21 protein-coding genes are annotated in these 19846 nt (G+C 68.2%); 12 read left to right on the top strand and 9 right to left on the bottom strand.

Translation table 11 applies throughout. The annotated features are described in order from the left end of the window. Window positions 1-58: 58 nt before the first annotated feature. From ACZ7L5_RS15925 to ACZ7L5_RS15905, 5 genes are all read left to right on the top strand, one after another. Window positions 59-436, top strand: coding sequence for a phage holin family protein (locus ACZ7L5_RS15925; RefSeq protein ID WP_471517095.1), 378 nt, complete (start codon window positions 59-61; stop codon window positions 434-436). A gap of 7 nt (window positions 437-443) precedes the next feature. Beyond that, window positions 444-935: a low molecular weight protein-tyrosine-phosphatase gene (locus ACZ7L5_RS15920; RefSeq protein WP_471517094.1), complete on the top strand. Its 492-nt coding sequence runs from the start codon at window positions 444-446 to the stop codon at window positions 933-935. Continuing rightward, window positions 932-2098, top strand: coding sequence for a cystathionine gamma-lyase (locus tag ACZ7L5_RS15915; RefSeq protein WP_471517093.1), 1167 nt, complete (start codon window positions 932-934; stop codon window positions 2096-2098). Before ACZ7L5_RS15920 ends, ACZ7L5_RS15915 begins: the two co-directional genes overlap by 4 nt. A 231-nt stretch (window positions 2099-2329) precedes the next feature. Next, window positions 2330-3235: a LysR family transcriptional regulator gene (locus ACZ7L5_RS15910; protein ID WP_471517092.1), complete on the top strand. Its 906-nt coding sequence runs from the start codon at window positions 2330-2332 to the stop codon at window positions 3233-3235. A 110-nt stretch (window positions 3236-3345) separates the two neighbouring features. Further along, window positions 3346-3828: an NUDIX domain-containing protein gene (locus tag ACZ7L5_RS15905; protein ID WP_471517091.1), complete on the top strand. Its 483-nt coding sequence runs from the start codon at window positions 3346-3348 to the stop codon at window positions 3826-3828. Window positions 3829-3860: 32 nt separating this feature from the next. Here ACZ7L5_RS15905 and ACZ7L5_RS15900 read toward each other — a convergent pair whose 3' ends face one another. After that, window positions 3861-5615 (bottom strand): globin domain-containing protein, encoded by a 1755-nt coding sequence (locus ACZ7L5_RS15900; RefSeq protein WP_471517090.1) that lies wholly within the window; start codon window positions 5613-5615, stop codon window positions 3861-3863. Between the two features lie 657 nt (window positions 5616-6272). Between ACZ7L5_RS15900 and ACZ7L5_RS15895 the strand changes: the two genes are divergently transcribed. Continuing rightward, window positions 6273-7139 (top strand): GNAT family N-acetyltransferase, encoded by an 867-nt coding sequence (locus ACZ7L5_RS15895; protein ID WP_471517089.1) that lies wholly within the window; start codon window positions 6273-6275, stop codon window positions 7137-7139. 128 nt (window positions 7140-7267) lie between these two features. Here the strand turns inward: ACZ7L5_RS15895 and ACZ7L5_RS15890 are convergent, their stop codons facing one another. After that, window positions 7268-7690, bottom strand: a complete 423-nt coding sequence (locus tag ACZ7L5_RS15890) for a GlcG/HbpS family heme-binding protein (RefSeq protein ID WP_471517088.1) — start codon at window positions 7688-7690, stop codon at window positions 7268-7270. 124 nt (window positions 7691-7814) lie between these two features. Continuing rightward, window positions 7815-9026 carry an MFS transporter gene (locus ACZ7L5_RS15885; protein WP_471517087.1) on the bottom strand — a complete coding sequence of 404 codons (1212 nt, stop codon included), beginning with the start codon at window positions 9024-9026 and terminating at the stop codon, window positions 7815-7817. Between the two features lie 140 nt (window positions 9027-9166). Here ACZ7L5_RS15885 and ACZ7L5_RS15880 point away from each other — a divergent pair, with 140 nt between their 5' ends. Further along, window positions 9167-9625, top strand: coding sequence for a MarR family winged helix-turn-helix transcriptional regulator (locus ACZ7L5_RS15880; RefSeq protein WP_471517085.1), 459 nt, complete (start codon window positions 9167-9169; stop codon window positions 9623-9625). A gap of 25 nt (window positions 9626-9650) precedes the next feature. Beyond that, entirely contained in the window at window positions 9651-10103 is a 453-nt protein-coding gene (locus tag ACZ7L5_RS15875) for a GNAT family N-acetyltransferase (protein WP_471517084.1), read from the top strand. Between the two features lie 48 nt (window positions 10104-10151). On the opposite strand, the gene ACZ7L5_RS15870 is transcribed toward ACZ7L5_RS15875, so the two are convergent. Together ACZ7L5_RS15870 and dnaB are read right to left on the bottom strand one after the other, a co-directional pair. Continuing rightward, entirely contained in the window at window positions 10152-11543 is a 1392-nt protein-coding gene (locus ACZ7L5_RS15870) for a serine hydrolase domain-containing protein (protein ID WP_471517083.1), read from the bottom strand. Between the two features lie 79 nt (window positions 11544-11622). After that, entirely contained in the window at window positions 11623-13101 is a 1479-nt protein-coding gene (dnaB, locus tag ACZ7L5_RS15865) for a replicative DNA helicase (protein WP_328880549.1), read from the bottom strand. Window positions 13102-13561: 460 nt separating this feature from the next. On the opposite strand from dnaB, the gene ACZ7L5_RS15860 reads away from it, so the two are divergent. Continuing rightward, complete coding sequence (locus ACZ7L5_RS15860) at window positions 13562-14899, top strand: MATE family efflux transporter (RefSeq protein WP_471517082.1); 1338 nt, start codon at window positions 13562-13564, stop codon at window positions 14897-14899. A gap of 121 nt (window positions 14900-15020) precedes the next feature. Here the strand turns inward: ACZ7L5_RS15860 and rplI are convergent, their stop codons facing one another. From rplI to rpsF, 4 genes are all read right to left on the bottom strand, one after another. Then, window positions 15021-15467, bottom strand: coding sequence for a 50S ribosomal protein L9 (gene rplI / locus ACZ7L5_RS15855; protein ID WP_059194386.1), 447 nt, complete (start codon window positions 15465-15467; stop codon window positions 15021-15023). 18 nt (window positions 15468-15485) lie between these two features. Further along, window positions 15486-15722, bottom strand: a complete 237-nt coding sequence (gene rpsR / locus ACZ7L5_RS15850) for a 30S ribosomal protein S18 (protein ID WP_003949403.1) — start codon at window positions 15720-15722, stop codon at window positions 15486-15488. Between the two features lie 57 nt (window positions 15723-15779). Beyond that, entirely contained in the window at window positions 15780-16376 is a 597-nt protein-coding gene (locus ACZ7L5_RS15845) for a single-stranded DNA-binding protein (RefSeq protein WP_363043833.1), read from the bottom strand. A gap of 81 nt (window positions 16377-16457) precedes the next feature. Further along, a complete protein-coding gene (gene rpsF, locus ACZ7L5_RS15840; protein WP_005482942.1) occupies window positions 16458-16748 on the bottom strand; it encodes a 30S ribosomal protein S6 in 291 nt (96 codons plus the stop codon). Window positions 16749-17011: 263 nt separating this feature from the next. On the opposite strand from rpsF, the gene ACZ7L5_RS15835 reads away from it, so the two are divergent. The 3 genes from ACZ7L5_RS15835 to ACZ7L5_RS15825 all read left to right on the top strand — a co-directional run bounded on the left by ACZ7L5_RS15835 (window position 17012) and on the right by ACZ7L5_RS15825 (window position 19786). After that, complete coding sequence (locus tag ACZ7L5_RS15835) at window positions 17012-17320, top strand: hypothetical protein (RefSeq protein WP_328880546.1); 309 nt, start codon at window positions 17012-17014, stop codon at window positions 17318-17320. 217 nt (window positions 17321-17537) lie between these two features. Continuing rightward, window positions 17538-18656: a lipid II:glycine glycyltransferase FemX gene (locus ACZ7L5_RS15830; RefSeq protein ID WP_471517081.1), complete on the top strand. Its 1119-nt coding sequence runs from the start codon at window positions 17538-17540 to the stop codon at window positions 18654-18656. 98 nt (window positions 18657-18754) lie between these two features. Then, on the top strand, window positions 18755-19786 hold the full coding sequence (locus tag ACZ7L5_RS15825; RefSeq protein ID WP_328880544.1) for an alanine racemase: 1032 nt from the start codon (window positions 18755-18757) through the stop codon (window positions 19784-19786). The last annotated feature ends 60 nt before the right edge of the window (window positions 19787-19846 follow it).

Raw genomic sequence — 19846 nt, 5'->3', positions numbered from 1 at the left:
CTCTCGTCCGCCCTTGTCCCGGTGCTCGTGACCGATCTCGTCTGCCACGATCAGACACATGAAGAATTTCGTAGTCAAGACGATCGCCAACGCGGGTGCCCTGGCGGTCGCCGTATGGCTGATAGACAAGATCACCCTCACTGGTGACAGCACGGGCAAGAAGATCGGCACCCTGCTCATCGTCGCGCTGATCTTCGGCCTGGTGAACTTCGTCGTCAAACCGATCGTGAAGCTGCTGAGCCTCCCGCTGCTCATCCTGACGCTCGGCCTGTTCACCCTGATCGTCAACGCGCTGATGCTGCTGCTGACCTCGTGGCTCGCCGACAAGGTCGACCTGAGCTTCCACGTCGAGGGCTTCTGGACGGCCGTCCTCGGTGGCCTGATCATCTCGATCGTCTCCTGGGCGCTCAACGTCGTCCTGCCCGACGAGGACTGAGTATCCGATGACCTACCGCGTCTGCTTCGTCTGCACCGGCAACATCTGCCGCTCCCCGATGGCCGAGTCCGTCTTCCGCGCGCGCGTGGCGGAGGCCGGGCTCGACGACCTGGTCGAGGCCGACAGCGCCGGCACGGGCGGCTGGCACGAGGGCGACCCGGCCGACCCGCGCACCGTCTCCGTCCTGGAGGAGCACGGCTACGACAGCGGTCACATGGCCCGCCAGTTCCAGCCGTCCTGGTTCGCGCGGCTCGACCTCGTCATCGCTCTCGACGCCGGTCATCTCAAGGCCCTGCGCCGCCTGGCGCCCACACCGCAGGACGCGGCGAAGGTGCGCCTGCTGCGCTCCTACGACCCCGCTGCCGGCGACGACCTCGACGTTCCGGACCCGTACTACGGGGCCGTGGACGGCTTCGAGGAATGCCTTGAGATGGTGGAGGCGGCAAGTACGGGCCTTCTCACGGCGGTCCGCGAACAGGTGGAGGGACAACCGGTATGAGCAGTACGGATCCTCAAGGACCGCCTTCCGAAGGGCTGCCTTCCGACGGTGACGGCACACGCGCGGTGCGAGCCGGGCTGCCCGAGCCGGTCGCGTACGAGCCGACCCTGCCCGGCCCCGTGTTCGCCGCCCACTTCCACCTGCCGGGCGAGCCGACGGGACCGTACACCTACGGCCGCGACGAGAACCCCACCTGGACCCATCTGGAGCGCGCCATCGGCAGCCTGGAGGCGCCGGGGGAGGACGGCGTCGAGACGCTGGTCTTCGCGTCGGGCATGGCCGCCACCTCGTCGGTGCTCTTCTCCCAGCTGCGGGCCGGAGACGCGGTCGTCCTGCCCAGCGACGGCTACCAGGCGCTGCCCCTGGCGCGCGCGCAGCTGGAGGCATTCGGCATCGAGGTGCGCACGGCACCGACCGGCGGGGACGCCCAGCTCGGTGTCCTGGACGGCGCCAAGCTGCTGTGGATCGAGACTCCGTCGAACCCGGGCCTCGACGTGTGTGACATCCGGCGGCTCGTCGAAGCGGCACACGCGCGTGGCGCCCTCGTCGCGGTCGACAACACGCTCGCGACGCCGCTCGGGCAGCGCCCGCTGGAGCTCGGCGCCGACTTCTCGGTGGCCAGCGGCACCAAGCAGCTGACGGGACATGGCGACATCCTGCTGGGATACGTCAGCGGCCGCGACGCCGGGGCCATGGCCGCCGTACGGCGCTGGCGCAAGATCGTCGGGGCGATTCCTGGGCCCATGGAGGCCTGGCTCGCGCACCGTTCCCTCGCCACGCTCCAACTGCGTGTGGACCGGCAGAACGCCACCGCCCTGGCCCTCGCCGAGGCACTGCAGGACTGGCCGGAGGAGCTCGGCGTGCGCTATCCCGGGCTGCCGCGCGACCCCTCGTACAAGATCGCCTCGCAGCAGATGCGGCGCTACGGGTGCGTGGTGTCCTTCACACTGCCCACGCGCGCGCGTGCCGAGCGTTTCCTGGACGCGCTACGGCTCGTCGACGACGCGACCAGCTTCGGCGGAGTTCGCTCCACGGCCGAGCGGCGCGGACGCTGGGGCGGCGACGCCGTGCCGGAGGGCTTCATCCGTATGTCCGTCGGAGCCGAGGATCCCGAGGATCTGGTGGCGGATGTGCTGCGCGCGCTGGACGAATCGGCACGGTGACCTGGTCCGCCGGTGCGGCGATCGGTGCCCGGAAACGTGAAACGGGCGGTCCGAGCCTCCCCCCTCGTGGCTCGGACCGCCCTCGGTTCTGCGCGCGAAGAACCGCGCGAACAAGGCTAGTTGACTCTCTGTCAGTGTCCAATCACGGTAGCGACAGCGACCTATCGACTTATTTATAGTTGGGCCCTGCCCTGGGGGTGGAGAGAAGGGCGGGGAAGGGGAGGGTGTGGCATGGATCTGGCCTTGTTGCGCACTTTTGTGACCGTGCACCGGGCTGGCTCCTTCACCCGCGCCGCGGCCCTGCTCGGGCTGTCGCAGCCGGCCGTGACCTCGCAGATCCGCACCCTGGAAAGGCAGTTGGGCCGCCCCCTCTTCCTGCGCCAGGCCCGCGGAGTGACGCCTACGACCATCGGCGACGAACTCGCCCACAAGGCCGCACCTCATCTCGATGCCCTGGTGGAGATCACCGAGACCGGCCTGGACGACGAGTCCTCCTTACGATCCCTGCACCTCGCCGGCCCTCCCGAGTTCACCGCCGAGCGGGCCCTGCCCGCGCTCACCGAGCTGACCGGCGAGGAGGGCCAGGGCTTCGCTCTGCGCGCGTCCTTCGGCAACGCCGAGGAGACCCTGGAGGGGCTGGCTGCCGGACATCATGATCTGGCCATCAGTACGGCCCGTCCGCGTGGCGGTCTGCTCACGGCGACTGCGCTCTGCGACGAGGTGCACGTGCTTGTCGCCGCGCCTCAATGGATCGACCGGATCGGCTCGGGGCAGCTGCGCCACAAGGGAGCGCACGCGCTGGAGGACGTCCCGGTGATGGAGGTGCACGAGTCCCTGCCCTTCGTCTCCCGCTACTGGGCCGCGGTATACGACTCCCGTCCCGCCGCCCCGGGCACCGTGATCGTCCCCGACCTTCGCGCGGTCCTCGCCTGTGCGGTCGCGGGGGCAGGGCTGGCGGTGTTGCCCCGCTATCTGTGTGCGGCAGCCCTGGAGCGCGGCGACGTCGTCGCCCTGCACGATCCGCCGGTGCCACCGCTGCGGACGTACTTCCTGGTGGTCCGTACCGGCACACTGGCGATGCCTCATATCGCGCGGGCCCATGAGTGGCTGCTGCGGGCGGCATGTGACTGGGCCTGAGCCGGGCATTCACGGCGTATCCGGGGCAGATCCGAGGCCCTCACAGGATGAGCTCGGCCAGTGACGTTTCGCGATGTTTCACGTGGAACCAGCCGGGCCACATTTCTCCCATGACCGTCCGACCTGTGGTCAAGCGCACCGCCCGCGCCGTTCTGCTGGACGGCGACGACCTGATCCTGATCAAGCGCACCAAGCCCGGCCTCGATCCCTACTGGCTCACACCCGGTGGCGGAGTCGAGCCCACGGACGCGACCGTCGTCGACGCCCTGCACCGTGAGGTGTACGAGGAGCTCGGCGCCAAGATCATCGACGTCGTGCCCTGCTTCGTCGACACCGTCGAGCACATCGGCGAGGACGGCGGAGCGACCGGAGTGAAGGTGCAGCACTTCTTCGTGTGCCGCCTGGAGTCCATGGACACGTCCTTGCGGCACGGGCCCGAAGTGGACGAACCCATCGGCGAGTACGAGATCGTGCGCGTGCCGTTCACCCGGGTCGGGATCGCTTCCGTCCACCTCGTTCCGCTGTCCCTGCGGCACTACATCGACGGGAACATCGAGGGCGTCCGGGCCATGCACGCCCCGGATCTGGGCTGATCCGACGGAGGACCTCGGCCGCGGCGATCTTGTCAGTCCCCGGCTGTGACGAGCTCCTCCACGGAGTCGTGCCGTATGCGCTCAAACGGCATCCCGATGTTCCTCAATGCGTCGACACCGCTGCGGATCATGCCGGGCGGTCCGGAGACATAGGCGTCGTACTCGGTCCAGGGCCCGTACTCGCGTATGGCTTCGGGAAGCTGGAGCAGGCCATGCCGGTCCACCACCGGGCGGACATGCAGCCAGGGGTGGGACTGCTGAAGCCGGAGCATCGTGTCGATGTCGTACAGGTCCTGGTTGCTGCGGGCGCCGTAGAAGACCTCGACCGGTCGCCGCTCGCCATGCTCGGCGACGTCCTCGACCAGTGCCTTGATGGGCGCTATGCCGGTGCCTCCGCCCACGCAGAGCAGCCCGCTCTCGCTGGTGTGATCCACGGTCATCGAACCGGCCGGCGGGCCGAGCCGGATGATGTCTCCCGGCCGGGCACGGTGCACCAGCGCGTTGGAGACCCAGCCCGCGGGCACGGCCTTCACATGGAACGTCAGCAGGCCGTCCGAGCGGGGCGCCGAGGCGAACGAGTAGTGCCGCCAGATCCGGGGCCACCAGGGCGTCTCCACGCTCGTGTACTGCCCGGCGAGGAAGGGATAGGGCTGGTCGGGCCGGACGGTGAGGACCGCGACGTCCGAGGTTCTGAGGTCGTGCGAGACGACCTCCGCGTACCACCAGGCGGGGGCGCGCAGTTCGTCCGCCGCCGCCGCGTCGATCATGACCTGCGAGATCGTCGTGTACGCCCGGACCCAGGCGGCCTCCATCTCGCCGTCCCAGATGCCGGCTGCGTACTTGCTCAGCGAGCCGATGAGGCACTCGCCGACGGCCGGATAGTGCTCGGGCCGGGTGCCGTACTTGCGGTGTCCTCGGCCCAGGTTCTGCAGGTAGTCGACGAGGACTGGGGTGTTGTCGATGTGTTCGGCCGCAGTGAGCAGCGCCTTCAGGAGCCGGTCCCGCTGGGTGTCCATCGCGGCCGGAAAGAGGGAACGCAGGTCGGGGTGGCGTACGAAGAGCAGCGCGTAGAAGTAGGAGGTGACCTTGTCGGCCACAGGGCCGACCTCTGCCATGGTCCGGCGGATCAGGACGGCGTCCGGGGAGACCGGTTGGGCGGGGGCGGGGCGCTGCGTCGGCACGCGCAGTTGGGGGGAGGGCGACGCGAGAGGGGCGGGGCCCGGTGTCTCCGGCCGTGCTGCGGTGGCTTGAGGGGACGCTTGTGGGGGCTGAGCGGCCTGCATCTCCGGACGTGCTGCGGTGGCTTGGGCGGAGGCTTGTGGGGCCTGAGCGGAGACTTGCGGGGCTTGGACTGAGTACGGGGCGTGGGCCGGCGTCGACTGGGTGGGCCGTATGTGATTCGGGGCGGTCATGTCGGGGGTCGATATCCCCGCTGGTGCCCCTTGTTGCGCGTATGGGCGGCCGACGGGGTCCGGTGCGGCGGGATCTGAGCCGACGTCCGCGGGGATGGGCCCCGGCGGATGAGTCGTCGCGCTGGGCTGTGGCGGGCCGGCCGTCGCGGTGGGCTGCGTGGTGTTCTGGGGCGGAGGGGCCGAGCCGTCACCGGCGGCCGTCCGGCCCACCGGGCGCATCGCCGCCAGGCGGCTGCCCTCTGCCGCCTCCTGTTCGCCGCCCGGAGAGGTCTCCGGCTGCTTGCGCGGCGTGAACCAGCCGCTCCCGCCGCCGGAAGTGCCGTTGTCGGCCGACGTGGTGGTCGGAGCGTCCATGGTGTGCCTCGCCTCGAACATCTTTCGGTCGGTCTGCGCACTTCCCCTATCGGAAGGTGCCTGCTTCCCCCGCGACGGCTTGCGTGTCCCCGTTCGTTGCCGCAACCAATACGGCCACATTCAACCCGTATTCACACTCGGTACGGACAAGTAAGGCGAGAGTGTGACATTGGCCGCAGTACTCTCACCGCAGCATCCCACTGCGTGTGGGCACCCAGGCCGCATAACCGCGAATGCGGGTCTTCGATCTCTCCGTCCCGTTACGCTGCATTGCCTTGCGCTCGGTCCGCGTCGACAGTCCGCATCACGGCTCGGACACGAACCGGAGTCGACCATACCGGCCGCTGCCCCGATCACAAGTCCCCCCTTGGTCCCTCACGAATTGGGCGAGGGGACGAACGAGCAATTCCTTCAATTACCGCCTGCTGCGCACCAATTCGTAGGCTTCCCACAGATCCATCCGCATGTAGGAGCGGCTCGCGAGTCCGGGCGAATGGCGGCCTGCGTTGAATGGTCTCCCGGCGCACTTCGTGGACGCTCGCCGTTCGTCCATGTTTCACGTGAAACACCCAGCGTCTATCGGTGGGCCGTGCGGCGGACCATGACATGGCCAAAAGCTCGTACGTCTCACCGGAAACGGCTGGACGACCAGGGCAGTTGTCAGACAGCCTGACCTGCGTGCCGACTCCTTCCCTCGCCGCTCTGCCCATTCGCCGTCTGACGCCTCGTGACCTCACCGCCTGCGCTGACTTGTCCGAGGATCGGGGCTGGCCCCGTGAGGAACACAAGTGGCAGTTCCTTCTGACAGCCGGGAAGGGTTACGGGATCGACGACCCCGACGGCGGGCTTGTCACCGCCTGTGTCGTCACGGCCTACGGACCGCGGGACCGCCCCGATCTGGGGGCCATCGGCATGGTCCTGGTCGCCGAGCGTCATGCACGCCAGGGCGTGGGGCGCCGGCTCATGCGGCACGTCGTCTCCGCGATGGGCACGACACCACTGACGCTGCACGCGACGCCGAACGGCCAAGCGCTCTACGAGGAACTCGGCTTCAAGGTCACCGGCCGGGCGGAGATGCTGCGCGGGCGCTTCAGGTCCGGTGCCTCGGCGCCCTCGGTAGCCACGCGCGCGGCCACCGCCGAGGACCTCAGCGCAATCGTCCGGCTCGACGAGGAGGTGTTCGGCGCGGATCGCACGCACATCATCACGCGGCTCCCCGCCTTCACCGACCGGTTGCGCATCGCCGAGGAGAACGGCCGGATCATCGGATACGCGGGTACCTGGCCCAACATGGACACACAGGTCGTGGGCCCACTGATCGCCCGCGACACGGAGACTGCGAAGGCACTCATCGCCTCCCTCGCAGCCCACACCGACCGTCCGCTGCGCACCGACATCGATGTACGCCATGAGGAACTGCTCACCTGGGCGAAGGAGCACGGCCTTGTGTCCGTCGCCTTCAACTCGGTGATGACGTACGGCATCTCGGAACTGCCGGGCGACTGGACCCGGCGGTTCGCTCCGGTGACGGTGGCGGCGGGCTGAGGTAGCCGGCTGCGGACCGAGGCGGGGCGGGCTGGGGCGGTCATGGAACACGCCGGTCCCCGTCGGGAGCCGGCGTGTTCTTGTTGATGGGGTGCCTTGACGGCGTGCCCCGCTGCTGCGGTGTGCCGTCAGACAAGTCCCTCGATCGCGGCCGTCGCGAACTGGTGGTCCTGCTCGGGCGCACCGCCGCCCACGCCGATCGCGCCGATCAGCCGGCCGTCCCGGTGGATCGGCACGCCGCCCGCGATGAACAGCAGCGGCCGGTCCAGCGCGGTCGGCAGGGTGTGGAACAGGCCACCCGGCTGTACGGCCTCGACGAGATCGGCGGTGGGGGCGTTGAGCTGGAGTGCCGTGTAGGCCTTGCGAGTGCTGGTCTCCCCGGAGATCAGCACGGCTCGGTCGTCCCGCCGGAACGCGAGCAGGTGGCCTCCGGCGTCGAGGACGGTGACGCTGACGGTCACTCCGGCGGCTTCGGCGGCCCGGTGGGCGGTGGCGACGAGGAGGTCGGCGTCCTGGGTGGTCAGAGGCACGGCGGCGGTGTTGGTGCTCATGGGGGCGTTCTCCTTGATGTGTGGTGCGAAGGTGTGGAACTGAAGTCCTGGTGTGGGCAATCACGGAGCCGTGTGTGCGGGGGCGGCCCTGACCCCGCTGACGGGTCGGCTCAGTGGTGTCGGCTCAGTGGTGTACGACGGCTCGCTGCTCGGCGGGCGCGGCGCTCGTGACTACGGTGCCGAGGGCTGTTCCGTCGCGGCGCTCCAGGGCGGCCGAGAGGAACGCGAGCAGCAGGGCGGCCGCGGCGAGGGCGGCGCCCACCCAGTTGGGGGACGTGTAGCCGTAGCCGGCCGCGATGACCATCCCACCGAGCCAGGCGGCGAGGGCGTTGCCGAGGTTGAAGGCGCCGATGTTCACGGCCGAGGCCAGCGTCGGGGCGCCGTGCGCCTGGTCCAGGACGCGCTTCTGCAGCGGCGGGACCGTGGCGAAGCCCAGGGCGCCGATCAGCGCGATGGTGATGGCCGCGAGGACCTTGTTCTGCGCCGTGAGCGTGAACAGCGCGAGCACGACGGCGAGGGCGCCCAGGGAGACGTACAGCATGGGCATCAGCGCGCGGTCGGCGTACTTGCCGCCGATCAGGTTGCCGCCGACCATGCCGAGTCCGAAGAGGACCAGCAGCCAGGTGACGGAGCCGTCTGCGAAGCCGGCGACGTGGGTCATCATCGGCGCGATGTAGGTGATGGCTGCGAAGACACCGCCGAAGCCGAGGACCGTCATCGCCATGGCGAGCAGGACCTGGGCGTTCTTGAACGCCGCCAGCTCATGGCGCAGGTGTACGCCCTGGGGCTTGGGCATGTCGGGGACGAGCTTGGCGATCCCGGCCAGGCCGACCACCCCGAGGGCGGCGACTATGCCGAAGGTGACGCGCCAGCCGGCGGACTGCCCGACGAACGTGCCCAGCGGGACGCCGACGACGTTCGCGACAGTCAGGCCGGTGAACATCATCGCGATGGCCCCGGCCTTCTTGTTCGGCGCGACCATGTCGGCCGCGACGACCGAGCCGATGCCGAAGAAGGCACCGTGGGCAAGCGAGGCGACCACACGGCCGATCAGCATGACGGAGAAGCTGGGGGCGAGAGCGGACACCACGTTGCCGGCGATGAACAGTCCCATCAGCAGCATCAGCATCCGCTTGCGGGAGACCTTGGTGCCGAGCACGGTCATCAGGGGAGCGCCGAGGACCACGCCGAGCGCGTAGCCGGTCACCAGCAGCCCGGCGGTGGGGATGGTGACCCCGAAGTCACCCGCGACCTCGGGCAGCAAGCCCATGATCACAAACTCGGTCGTGCCGATTCCGAAGGCCCCGATCGCGAGGGCCAGAAGCGCGAGAGGCATGAAGGGGTAGACCTTCCAGAAGATTGCAGGAGCGCTTTACGCTTGACGACAATACTTGCAGACGCGTCATACTTGCAAGCGCTGGCTATTGCGATCCTGCTCTACTCTGGCTTCAGCCACTCCGGGACGGAGGAAACGCCATGACCGCCACGGACCCCGCGCTCACCGCGCTCGCCCAGGGCTGGTGCGCACTCTCCCTGCTGCACGGGAGGATCGAGGCGCACATCGAGCGTGCCCTGCAGAGCGGGCACGACCTGAGCGTGCGTGAGTACTCCCTGCTCGACGTGCTCAGCCGCCAGCACAGCGGCGAAGGCGGCCATCTGCAGATGAAGCAGGTCGCCGACGCCGTCGTCCTCAGCCAGAGCGCCACCACCCGGCTCGTCACCCGGCTCGAGGACCGCGGCCTGCTCTCCCGCTACCTCTGCCCCACCGACCGCCGCGGCATCTACACCGACGTCACCGAAGCAGGCCTGACACTCCTCAACGAGGCACGGCCCACCAACGACAAAGCGCTGCGCCAAGCACTCGACGAAGCCGCGACCAATCCCGAGCTGGCCCCACTGGTCCGGGCCATCGAGACGCTCCGCATCCCCGCCTGAGGGCCCGCCCGCATAGGGTGCGGGCATGGGAGATCTTGAGATACGAGCCGCCGTCGCCGATGACGTCCCCGCGATCGTCGGCATGCTCGCGGACGATCCGCTGGGTGCACAGCGTGAGTCACCGGACGACCTGGCCCCTTACCTGGACGCCCTGGAGCGGCTCAGCGCCGATCCGAACCAGCACTTGGTCGTGGCCGTCCGCGAAGGCCGCGTCATCGGCACGCTACAGCTCACGATCATTCCCGGGCTGTCCCGCATGGGCGCGACCCGCTCCATCATCGAAGGTGTGCGCATCCACGCCGACGAGCGCGGCAGCGGCCTGGGTACGCAGCTCATCGAGTGGGCGGTGGCCGAATCCCGGCGCCAGAACTGCCAAGTGGTACAGCTGACCACCGACAAGTCCCGGACCGACGCCCACCGCTTCTATGAGCGGCTCGGGTTCACGGCCTCGCACTTGGGCTTCAAGATCCAGCTATGACGACGACAGAGCGTCTGTTTCACGTGAAACAGACGCTCACCCGAACCGTCAGACCGTGCCGATCCCCCGCCAGCCATCCGGATCCACACCGCCCGGCACAGCAGCCCCCTCGTCGTACGGCTGACGCGTGAACACGAACGACCCGAGGTCCAGATGGTCCACGGTCCCGTCGGGGCGTCGTACGGCCCTCAGGAGCTCGCCTGCGTAGTAGCCCTCCAGCCCCGTCCATGTGCCGTCACCGTTGGCTCGGAACCGCGAGCGGCGGCCTTTGCCCGACAGCGGCTCCAAGGAGAGCAGCCCGTCGGCCGTGAGCCGCAGCGCGAAGGCGTGTGTCCCCCAGTACCACTGTCCCGCCAACTCCAGGGGCACTGCGTCGGCCACGGCCATCGGACGCCACGGCTCGGGGATGCGGGGCTCGGCTTCGGCGACGATCCGGACGAGGTCGGCGGCAACCGTGAACAGCAACGGGCCCGAGGTGCAGTTGGTCAGCACGATGGCTGCGAGGTCGTCCTCCACGCTGGCAGTGAGGCAGGCAAGGAAGCCCGGCAGGGATCCGGAATGGCCGACGAAGCTCCTGCCGTCCTGGTGTCGGATCTCCAGACCCAGGCAGTACGCGTACCCACTCGCCACATCCGCCGCCTCCGCCGGAGCCGCCGGCGTCCTCATCTCCCGCAGCGACCCGGCACTCAGCACACGGTCGTCACCCTTGATCAGGAACGCCGCGAACTTCGCCAAGTCACCTGTCGTCGACCAGAGTTGACCCGCCGGAGCCATCCGACCGAGGTCTTCGAGGGGCTCGGGAAGCATCACGTCGGCCCAGGGATGGACCGCCCAGCCTCCCGCGTGCGGTGCCTGCGGTCGTGTACTCGTCCGCTCCAGGCCCAGGGGTTCGAGCACTTCACGCCGGAGTACGTCCTCCCACGGAGCGCCGCGCAGTTTCTCGACCAGGGCGCCCAGCAGCGTGTAGCCGGGGTTCGAATAGTGGAAGCGGCGGCCTGACGGATGCAGGAAGGGTTGATCGCCCAGGACGTCGGAGAGCTCGGGTCGCAGTGATCCAGGGGTCCGCTCCCACCAGGATCCCGGCGTCTCGGCCGCCAGCCCGCTGGTGTGCGCGAGCAGTTCGGCGATCGTTGACTCCCCCGCTGCCGTGCCCGGCAGATGCTTCTCCAGCCGGTCCCCGAGGGCCAGCAGGCCCTCGTCGCGCAGTCGCAGGACGAGAACGGCGGTGAAGGTCTTGGTGATCGAGCCGATCCGGTACTGCACGTTCTCGTCCGGCCCGTGCCCGTCCACCGACGTACGCGAGCCATGCCACACCACCCGACCGTCCCGTACGACCGCGGCGACCAGCGAGGGCGTCCGTCCTTCGGCCTGGGCCACTGCGATGCGGTGCAGCAGCGCTCGACGCGTGGCGGGGAGCAGATCTTCCTGAGGTGTCGTCATGGCCCCAGTCCACCCCGTCGACCGCACGGGAGTCGAGCGCATATCCCCGAAGCCCGCCATCCCCGCGGGCATGCCCCGATCAGGTCTGTGCCATGTCCACGAATCGTGAGTAGTGGCCCTGGAAGGCGACCGTGATCGTCGCCGTCGGACCGTTACGGTGCTTGCCCACGATGATGTCCGCCTCGCCCGCGCGGGGCGACTCCTTCTCGTAGGCGTCCTCGCGGTGCAGCAGGATCACCATGTCGGCGTCCTGCTCGATGGAGCCGGACTCACGCAGGTCGGACACCATCGGCTTCTTGTCCGTGCGCTGCTCGGGGCCACGGTTGAGCTGCGAGAGCGCGATCACCGGGACCTCCAGCTCCTTGGCCAGGAGCTTGAGGTTACGGGACATGTCCGAGACCTCCTGCTGACGGCTCTCGGAACGCTTCGAACCACCGGCCTGCATCAGCTGTAGATAGTCGATGATCACGAGCTTGATGTCGTTGCGCTGCTTCAGCCGACGGCACTTCGCACGGATCTCCATCATCGACAGGTTCGGGGAGTCGTCGATGTAGAGCGGCGCCGCCGAGACTTCGGGCATCCGCCGCGCCAGGCGGGTCCAGTCATCGTCCGTCATGGTGCCGGAACGCATGTGGTGCAGCGCCACGCGCGCCTCGGCGGACAACAGACGCATCGCGATCTCGTTGCGCCCCATTTCCAGGGAGAAGATGACGCTGGGCAGGTTGTGCTTGATCGACGCCGCCCGGGCGAAGTCCAGCGCGAGGGTGGACTTACCCATGGCGGGACGCGCCGCGATGACGACCATCTGGCCCGGGTGCAGGCCGTTGGTGAGCGAGTCGAGGTCCGTGAACCCGGTGGGCACACCTGTCATCTCACCGGTACGGGAGCCGATCGCCTCGATCTCGTCGAGCGCGCCTTCCATGATGTCGCCGAGCGGCAGATAGTCCTCGCTGGTCCGTTGCTCGGTGACCGCGTAGATCTCGGCCTGCGCACGGTTGACGATCTCGTCGACGTCGTCGTCGGCGGCGTATCCCATCTGCGTGATGCGGGTGCCGGCCTCGACCAGGCGGCGCAGGACGGCTCGCTCGTGGACGATCTCCGCGTAGTACTCGGCGTTAGCCGCCGTCGGCACCGTCTGGACGAGGGTGTGGAGATAGGAGGCGCCACCGACCTTGTTGATCTCGCCGCGTTTGGTGAGTTCGGCGGCGATGGTGATGGGGTCGGCCGGCTCACCCTTGGCATAGACGTCGAGGATCGCCTGGAAGATCGTCTCGTGGGCGGGCTTGTAGAAATCGTGGCCCTTGATGACCTCGACGACATCGGCGATGGCGTCCTTGGACAGGAGCATGCCACCGAGGACGGACTGCTCGGCGTCCAGGTCCTGTGGCGGCACCCGCTCGAAGGCCGAACCGCCGCCGTCCCACTGGCCGTTGTCGCGGCCGCGATCATGCTGCTCGTCTCGTCCTCGGCCGCCGTCGCCCTGTCGGCGGGAGGCAGGCAGACGATCACTGGGGCCGCTGTCGGCCCACGGGTCGTCCAAGGGCTCGGAAATGCTCACCGAGCAGCCTCCTCCCGTCCGCCGAGCGGACCTCGCCGTGCCCCTCTGTTCTACGGCACGACACTGACAAATGAGAGGCCCAACTCCGGGTCTGGCATGTCGGTTGTACGGCGGCTTCCCGGGCCGACGGACGTAGTGGGCGCCGCACCACGGTAGGCCTGCGGGCACCGTCAGCCAATCTGGTTATCCACAGGCCATGTGGACGACGGCCCGGATGCTGTGGAGAACTCCACAAAACCTGTGCACGACACGGTGGACAGCCCTGTGAACAAGCCCCCAACAATTCTCGATCACCTGCTCTGACCTGGGACTTTGCCATCCACCGGCTGTGCAGAAGAAAAACTTCCCCAGTCGGACCAAGATCGCTTCGAACGGTGCGCGAGAGCACACACCATGAGACGGTGAGTAAGGGTCAGTACTTCATTGCATCGCTTACCTGTGGACGATTAGATTGGTGGCCATGACACAGGCTCCCGCGACTCCCAAGGCCGCCCGGCGACAGCACGACCGAGAGATCGTCGCACTGGCCGTCCCGGCCTTCGGCGCACTCGTCGCCGAGCCCCTCTTCGTCATCGCCGACAGCGCGATCGTCGGCCACCTCGGCACAGCTCAACTCGCCGGGCTCGGGGTCGCTTCCGCCCTCCTCATGACAGCCGTCAGCGTCTTCGTCTTCCTCGCCTACGCCACCACAGCGGCCGTTGCCCGACGTGTCGGCGCCGGCGACCTCCAAGCCGCCATCCGCCAGGGCATGGACGGTATCTGGCTAGCCCTTCTCCTCGGCGCCGCCGTCATCGCGGCCGTCTTGCCCACCGCACCGTTTCTCGTGGAACTCTTCGGAGCCTCGGACACAGCGGCCCCGTACGCGACCACCTACCTACGGATCTCGGCGCTCGGCATCCCGGCCATGCTCGTCGTACTTGCCGCCACCGGCGTTCTGCGCGGACTCCAGGACACGAAGACTCCTCTCTATGTCGCTGTCGCCGGCTTCGTCGCCAACGCCGCCCTGAACGTCGGTCTCGTTTACGGCGCCGGCCTCGGCATCGCAGGCTCCGCCTGGGGCACCGTCATCGCTCAGTGGGGCATGGCCGCGGTCTACCTCATAGTCGTCGTCCGCGGAGCTCGCGAGCACGGTGCCTCCCTACGCCCGGACGCGACCGGCATAAGAGCCTCTGCACAAGCCGGAGTTCCGCTGCTGGTCCGCACCCTCTCACTGCGGGCCATCCTCATGATTGCGACGGCCGTCGCAGCCCGCCTCGGGGACGCCGACATTGCTGCGCACCAGATCATCCTGTCGCTCTGGAGCCTGCTCGCCTTCGCGCTGGACGCCATCGCCATAGCCGGGCAGGCGATCATCGGGCGGTATCTCGGGGCCGACGACGCCGAGGGCGCCCGAGCCGCCTGCCGCCGCATGGTGGAGTGGGGCATCGCAGCAGGCGTCGTCCTCGGACTGCTCGTGGTGATCGCCCGGCCGCTCTTCCTGCCGTTGTTCACCGGCGACACGGCCGTGCAGAACACAGCCCTGCCTGCCCTGCTCGTGGTGGCGCTCTCCCAGCCGATCTGCGGCGTCGTCTTCGTCCTGGACGGGGTCCTGATGGGAGCAGGCGACGGCCCCTACCTCGCTTGGGCCATGGTGCTCACTCTGGTGGTGTTCACTCCGGTGGCGCTGCTCATCCTCGCGGTCGGTGGCGGCCTCACCGCGGTCTGGGCAGCCATGACACTGATGATGACGGTGCGCATGCTGACGCTCTGGGCACGCACCCGCTCCGGACGCTGGCTCGTCACGGGCGCGACGCGCTGAATGTTTCACGTGAAACACGCTGTTTCACGTGAAACGGGCTCGATCTGCCCCGCTACACAGATGAGGGGCCGTACCCGCTGGGTACGGCCCCTCATCTCAGCTGTTCAGCCGAGCGCAGCAATCAGGCCGCGACAACCTCGATGTTGACCTTGGCGGCAACCTCGGGGTGCAGACGCACGGACGTCTCGTGGGCGCCCAGGGTCTTGATCGGCGAACCGAGCTCGATGCGGCGCTTGTCGACCTCGGGACCACCGGAAGCCTTGATCGCGGAAGCGATGTCGGCCGGGGTGACGGAACCGAAGAGACGACCGGCGTCGCCGGAGCGAACGGCCAGACGAACCTTGACGGCCTCGAGCTGGCCCTTGATCTGATTGGCCTGCTCGATGGTCTGGATCTCGTGGATCTTGCGAGCACGACGGATCTGCTCGACGTCCTTCTCGCCGCCCTTGGTCCAGCGGATAGCGAACTTCCGCGGGATCAGGTAGTTGCGAGCGTAACCGTCCTTGACGTCGACGACGTCGCCCGCGGCACCGAGGCCGGAGACCTCGTGGGTGAGGATGATCTTCATGTTTCGGTCACCCTTCCCTTATCGCGCGGTGGAGGTGTAGGGCAGCAGCGCCATCTCACGGCTGTTCTTCACGGCCGTGGCGACGTCACGCTGGTGCTGCGTGCAGTTGCCGGTCACGCGGCGGGCACGGATCTTGCCGCGGTCGGAAATGAACTTCCGCAGCATGTTCGTGTCCTTGTAGTCCACGTACGTGACCTTGTCCTTGCAGAATGCGCAGACCTTCTTCTTCGGCTTGCGCACAGGCGGCTTCGCCATGATGTTTCTCCTGTGTGATCAAGAAGTGTGGGTACGACCCACCCTCGGCCCAGGGGCCTAGAAGGGGGGTTCGTCCGAGTAGCCGCCGCCCTGCTGGCCGCCGCCGGAGTTTCCACCCCAGCCGCCGCCACCGCCGCCGCCCTGGTTGCCACCGGCAGGAGCGCCGGTCGCCCACGGGTCGTCGGCGGGAGCACCGCCGCCCTGCTGGCCGCCGCCGGAGTTTCCACCCCAGCTGCCGCCACCCTGGCCGCCACCGCCGCCGTAACCACCCTGGCCACCGCGAGCGCCACCGGAGGTCTTGGTGACCTTGGCCGTGGCGCTTCGCAGGCTGGCGCCGACTTCCTCGACGTCCAGTTCGTAGACCGTGCGCTTGACGCCCTCGCGGTCCTCGTAGGACCGCTGCTTCAGCCGGCCCTGCACGATGACGCGCATGCCTCGCTGGAGCGACTCCGCGACGTTCTCCGCCGCCTGACGCCAGACCGAGCAGGTCAGGAACAGGCTCTCGCCGTCCTTCCACTCGTTCGTCTGGCGGTCGAAGGTGCGGGGAGTGGACGCGACACGGAACTTCGCGACCGCCGCACCGGAGGGGGTGAAGCGCAGCTCGGGGTCATCGACAAGATTGCCGACGACCGTGATGACGGTCTCGCCTGCCATGGGGGAACCTCTCGGCGGGTTTGCTGCTCTGGCTGCTTGGTTGCTGCTACTCGAATCCCGAGATCAGCTGAGCGGGAGAGCTCAGTGGGTCTCGGGACGGAGGACCTTGGTCCGGAGGACCGACTCGTTCAGGTTCATCTGGCGGTCGAGCTCCTTGACGACCGCAGGCTCGGCCTGCAGGTCGATGACCGAGTAGATGCCCTCGGGCTTCTTCTTGATCTCGTACGAGAGACGACGACGGCCCCAGGTGTCGACCTTCTCGACCTTGCCGTTGCCCTCACGGACGACGGAGAGGAAGTTCTCGATCAGGGGGGCGACAGCGCGCTCCTCCAGATCGGGGTCGAGGATGACCATCACCTCGTAGTGACGCATGTGGAACCCACCTCCTTTGGACTCAGCGGCCACGGTCGTTCCGTGGCAGGAGGGTTGTGATGCGTACGCAACGGTATCGGCCGCCACTGACAATCGGGGTGACCTCGCGGTCGCCCCGAGCTGGCCCGGGCAGACACCGGTGCAGACGGTACACAGTACCCGCACACCCGCTTCCGGTTGAAATCCGGCCGCCCTGGTCCACAATCTGTACACATCGGGTGTGTATGGCGCTACGATGCGCCGCCTTCCGCAGGAGGTGCCCTATGGCACAGGCAATGCGACCCAACACCGTCGGAGGCCTCTTCGCCACGGACGGAAAGTCCCATCCCATCCAGGACACCCTGCTCGTGGTGACCCTGGTGCTCGGCATCACGTCGTTCATCACGGCCCAGTTCCACTTCTTGCACCTGCTCAGCTCCTGGACCGGTCTGGTGGGCATCCTCACGGGTGCTTACGGCCAGTGGATCTCGGAGACGACCCGTGAGCGCTTCGGCCTGATCGTGGGTCTCGGCGCCTCCGGAGTCGGCTTCTTCCTCGGCATGGCACACGGCGGGCTCTTCGGCGGCTTCTGACGCCTGCGCCCACGCACTCCTCGCGCCGGTCTCGGAGACCGACCTCCGAACACCGACACGACAGCGCATAGAACACCCTCGAACGCCCCGGCGGCCTCAAGGCCGGGGCGAAGCTGCCATACGCCCAGTCGGGGCGCTCGCAAGGCGCAGTAGGCTTCGGCGCGAGAGCCGGAGCCCCTGAACCCATGGGGACACACCAGCCCGAGGAGCGCCCCGAATGAGCCTGACCCTGAGGACGATCAGTCGCGAGCAGCATCTGGCATACATCCAGAGCCTGCCGTCGGCGAGCCACATGCAGGTCCCGGCCTGGGCAGACGTCAAGGCTGAGTGGCGCTCGGAGAGCCTCGGGTGGTTCGACAAGTCCGGCCAACTCGTCGGCGCAGGCCTCGTCCTCTACCGGCAGCTGCCCAAGATCAAGCGCTATCTCGCCTATCTGCCTGAGGGCCCGGTCATCAACTGGTTCACGCCGAATCTGACCGACTGGCTGGAACCGATGCTCGCGCATCTGAAGAACCAGGGCGCCTTCTCCGTGAAGATGGGCCCGCCGGTGATCATCAGGCGCTGGGAGACCACCTCCATCAAGGCGGGCATCCAGAACCCGGACGTGAAGCGGCTGCGTGACATCGAGGCCGACTTCATCGAGCCGCGCGCCTTCGAGGTCGCCGACAAGCTCCGCCGCATGGGCTGGCAGCAGGGCGAGGACGGCGGGGCCGGCTTCGGCGACGTACAGCCCCGCTACGTCTACCAGGTGCCGCTGGCCAACCGGTCCCTGGAAGAGGTCCACAAGAACTTCAACCAGCTGTGGCGACGCAACATCAAGAAGGCCGAGAAGGCCGGCGTCGAGGTCGTCCAGGGCGGCTACCAGGACCTCGAGGAATGGCAGCGTCTGTACGAGATCACGGCCGTGCGCGACCACTTCCGCCCGCGCCCGCTGTCGTACTTCCAGCGCATGTGGACGGCCCTCAACACCGAGGACCCCAACCGCATGCGGCTGTACTTCGCCCGTCACAACGGAGTGAACCTGTCGGCGGCGACGATGCTGATCGTCGGCGGGCACGTCTGGTACTCCTACGGCGCCTCCGACAACATCGGCCGTGAGGTCCGGCCCTCGAACGCGATGCAGTGGCGCATGCTGCGCGACGCCTACGCGCTCGGCGCGACCGTCTACGACCTGCGTGGCATCTCCGACTCCCTGGACGAGACCGACCACCTCTTCGGCCTGATCCAGTTCAAGGTGGGCACGGGCGGCCAGGCCGCCGAGTACCTCGGCGAGTGGGACTTCCCGCTCAACAAGCTGCTCCACAAGGCGCTCGACATCTACATGTCGCGTCGCTGACCTTGCGCTCTCTGCTTCGATACCGTCAACAGCTGCACCGTCGATAGCTTCCATATCTCTGATACACCGCAGCCACCAGAAAGGTTCCAGGTCCGGCCATGGCGCTCACGCTCTACGTCGACACCGCGCGCTGGCGGGCGCACCACAAGCACGTGCAGGAGCAGTTCCCGGGACTCGTCCCGGTCTGCAAGGGCAACGGCTACGGGTTCGGGCACGAGCGGCTGGCGGAGGAGGCCACTCGACTGGGCTCGGACGTCCTCGCAATCGGCACGACGTACGAGGCCGCGCGCATCAAGGACTGGTTCGGCGGTGACCTGCTGGTGCTGACGCCGTACCGACGCGGCGAGGAGCCGGTGCCGCTGCCCGACCGGGTCATCCGCTCGGTGTCGTCGGTGGACGGCGTGTACGGACTCGTGGGCGCCCGTGTCGTCATCGAGGTGATGTCCTCGATGAAGCGGCACGGCGTCAGCGAGCACGACCTGCCGCAGCTGCACGCCGCCATAGAGAACGTCCGGCTCGAGGGCTTCGCCATCCACCTGCCGCTGGACCGCACCGACGGCTCGGACGCCGTCGAGGAGGTCATCGGCTGGATGGACCGGCTGCGCGCGGCCCGGCTGCCCCTGCACACGATGTTCGTCAGCCATCTCAAGGCCGAGGAACTGGCCCGCCTGCAGCAGCAGTTCCCGCAGACCCGCTTCCGTGCCCGCATCGGCACCAGGCTGTGGCTGGGGGACCACGACGCCACCGAGTACCGCGGCGCGGTCCTGGACGTCACCCGCGTCTCCAAGGGCGACCGTTTCGGCTACCGGCAGCAGAAGGCGGCCTCGGACGGCTTCCTGGTGGTCGTGGCGGGCGGTACGTCGCACGGAGTGGGCCTGGAGGCCCCCAAGGCGCTGCACGGCGTCATGCCGCGCGCCAAGGGCGTCGCCCGGGCGGGTCTCGCCACGGTCAACCGGAACCTGGCTCCCTTCGTGTGGGGCGGCAAGCAGCGCTGGTTCGCGGAGCCCCCGCACATGCAGGTGTCGATCCTGTTCGTTCCCTCGGATGCGCCTGAGCCGAAGGTCGGGGACGAACTGGTCGCCCATCTGCGGCACACCACCACACAGTTCGACCGGATCGTGGACCGCTGAGCTGCCGCATTCGGCACACACGCTCGGCAAAGCAGTAACAGCGAAAGGCCGTACACGGAC

This window comes from Streptomyces sp. NPDC107528 (assembly GCF_055639295.1).
This window is presented reverse-complemented; position numbering and strand designations above follow the sequence as displayed.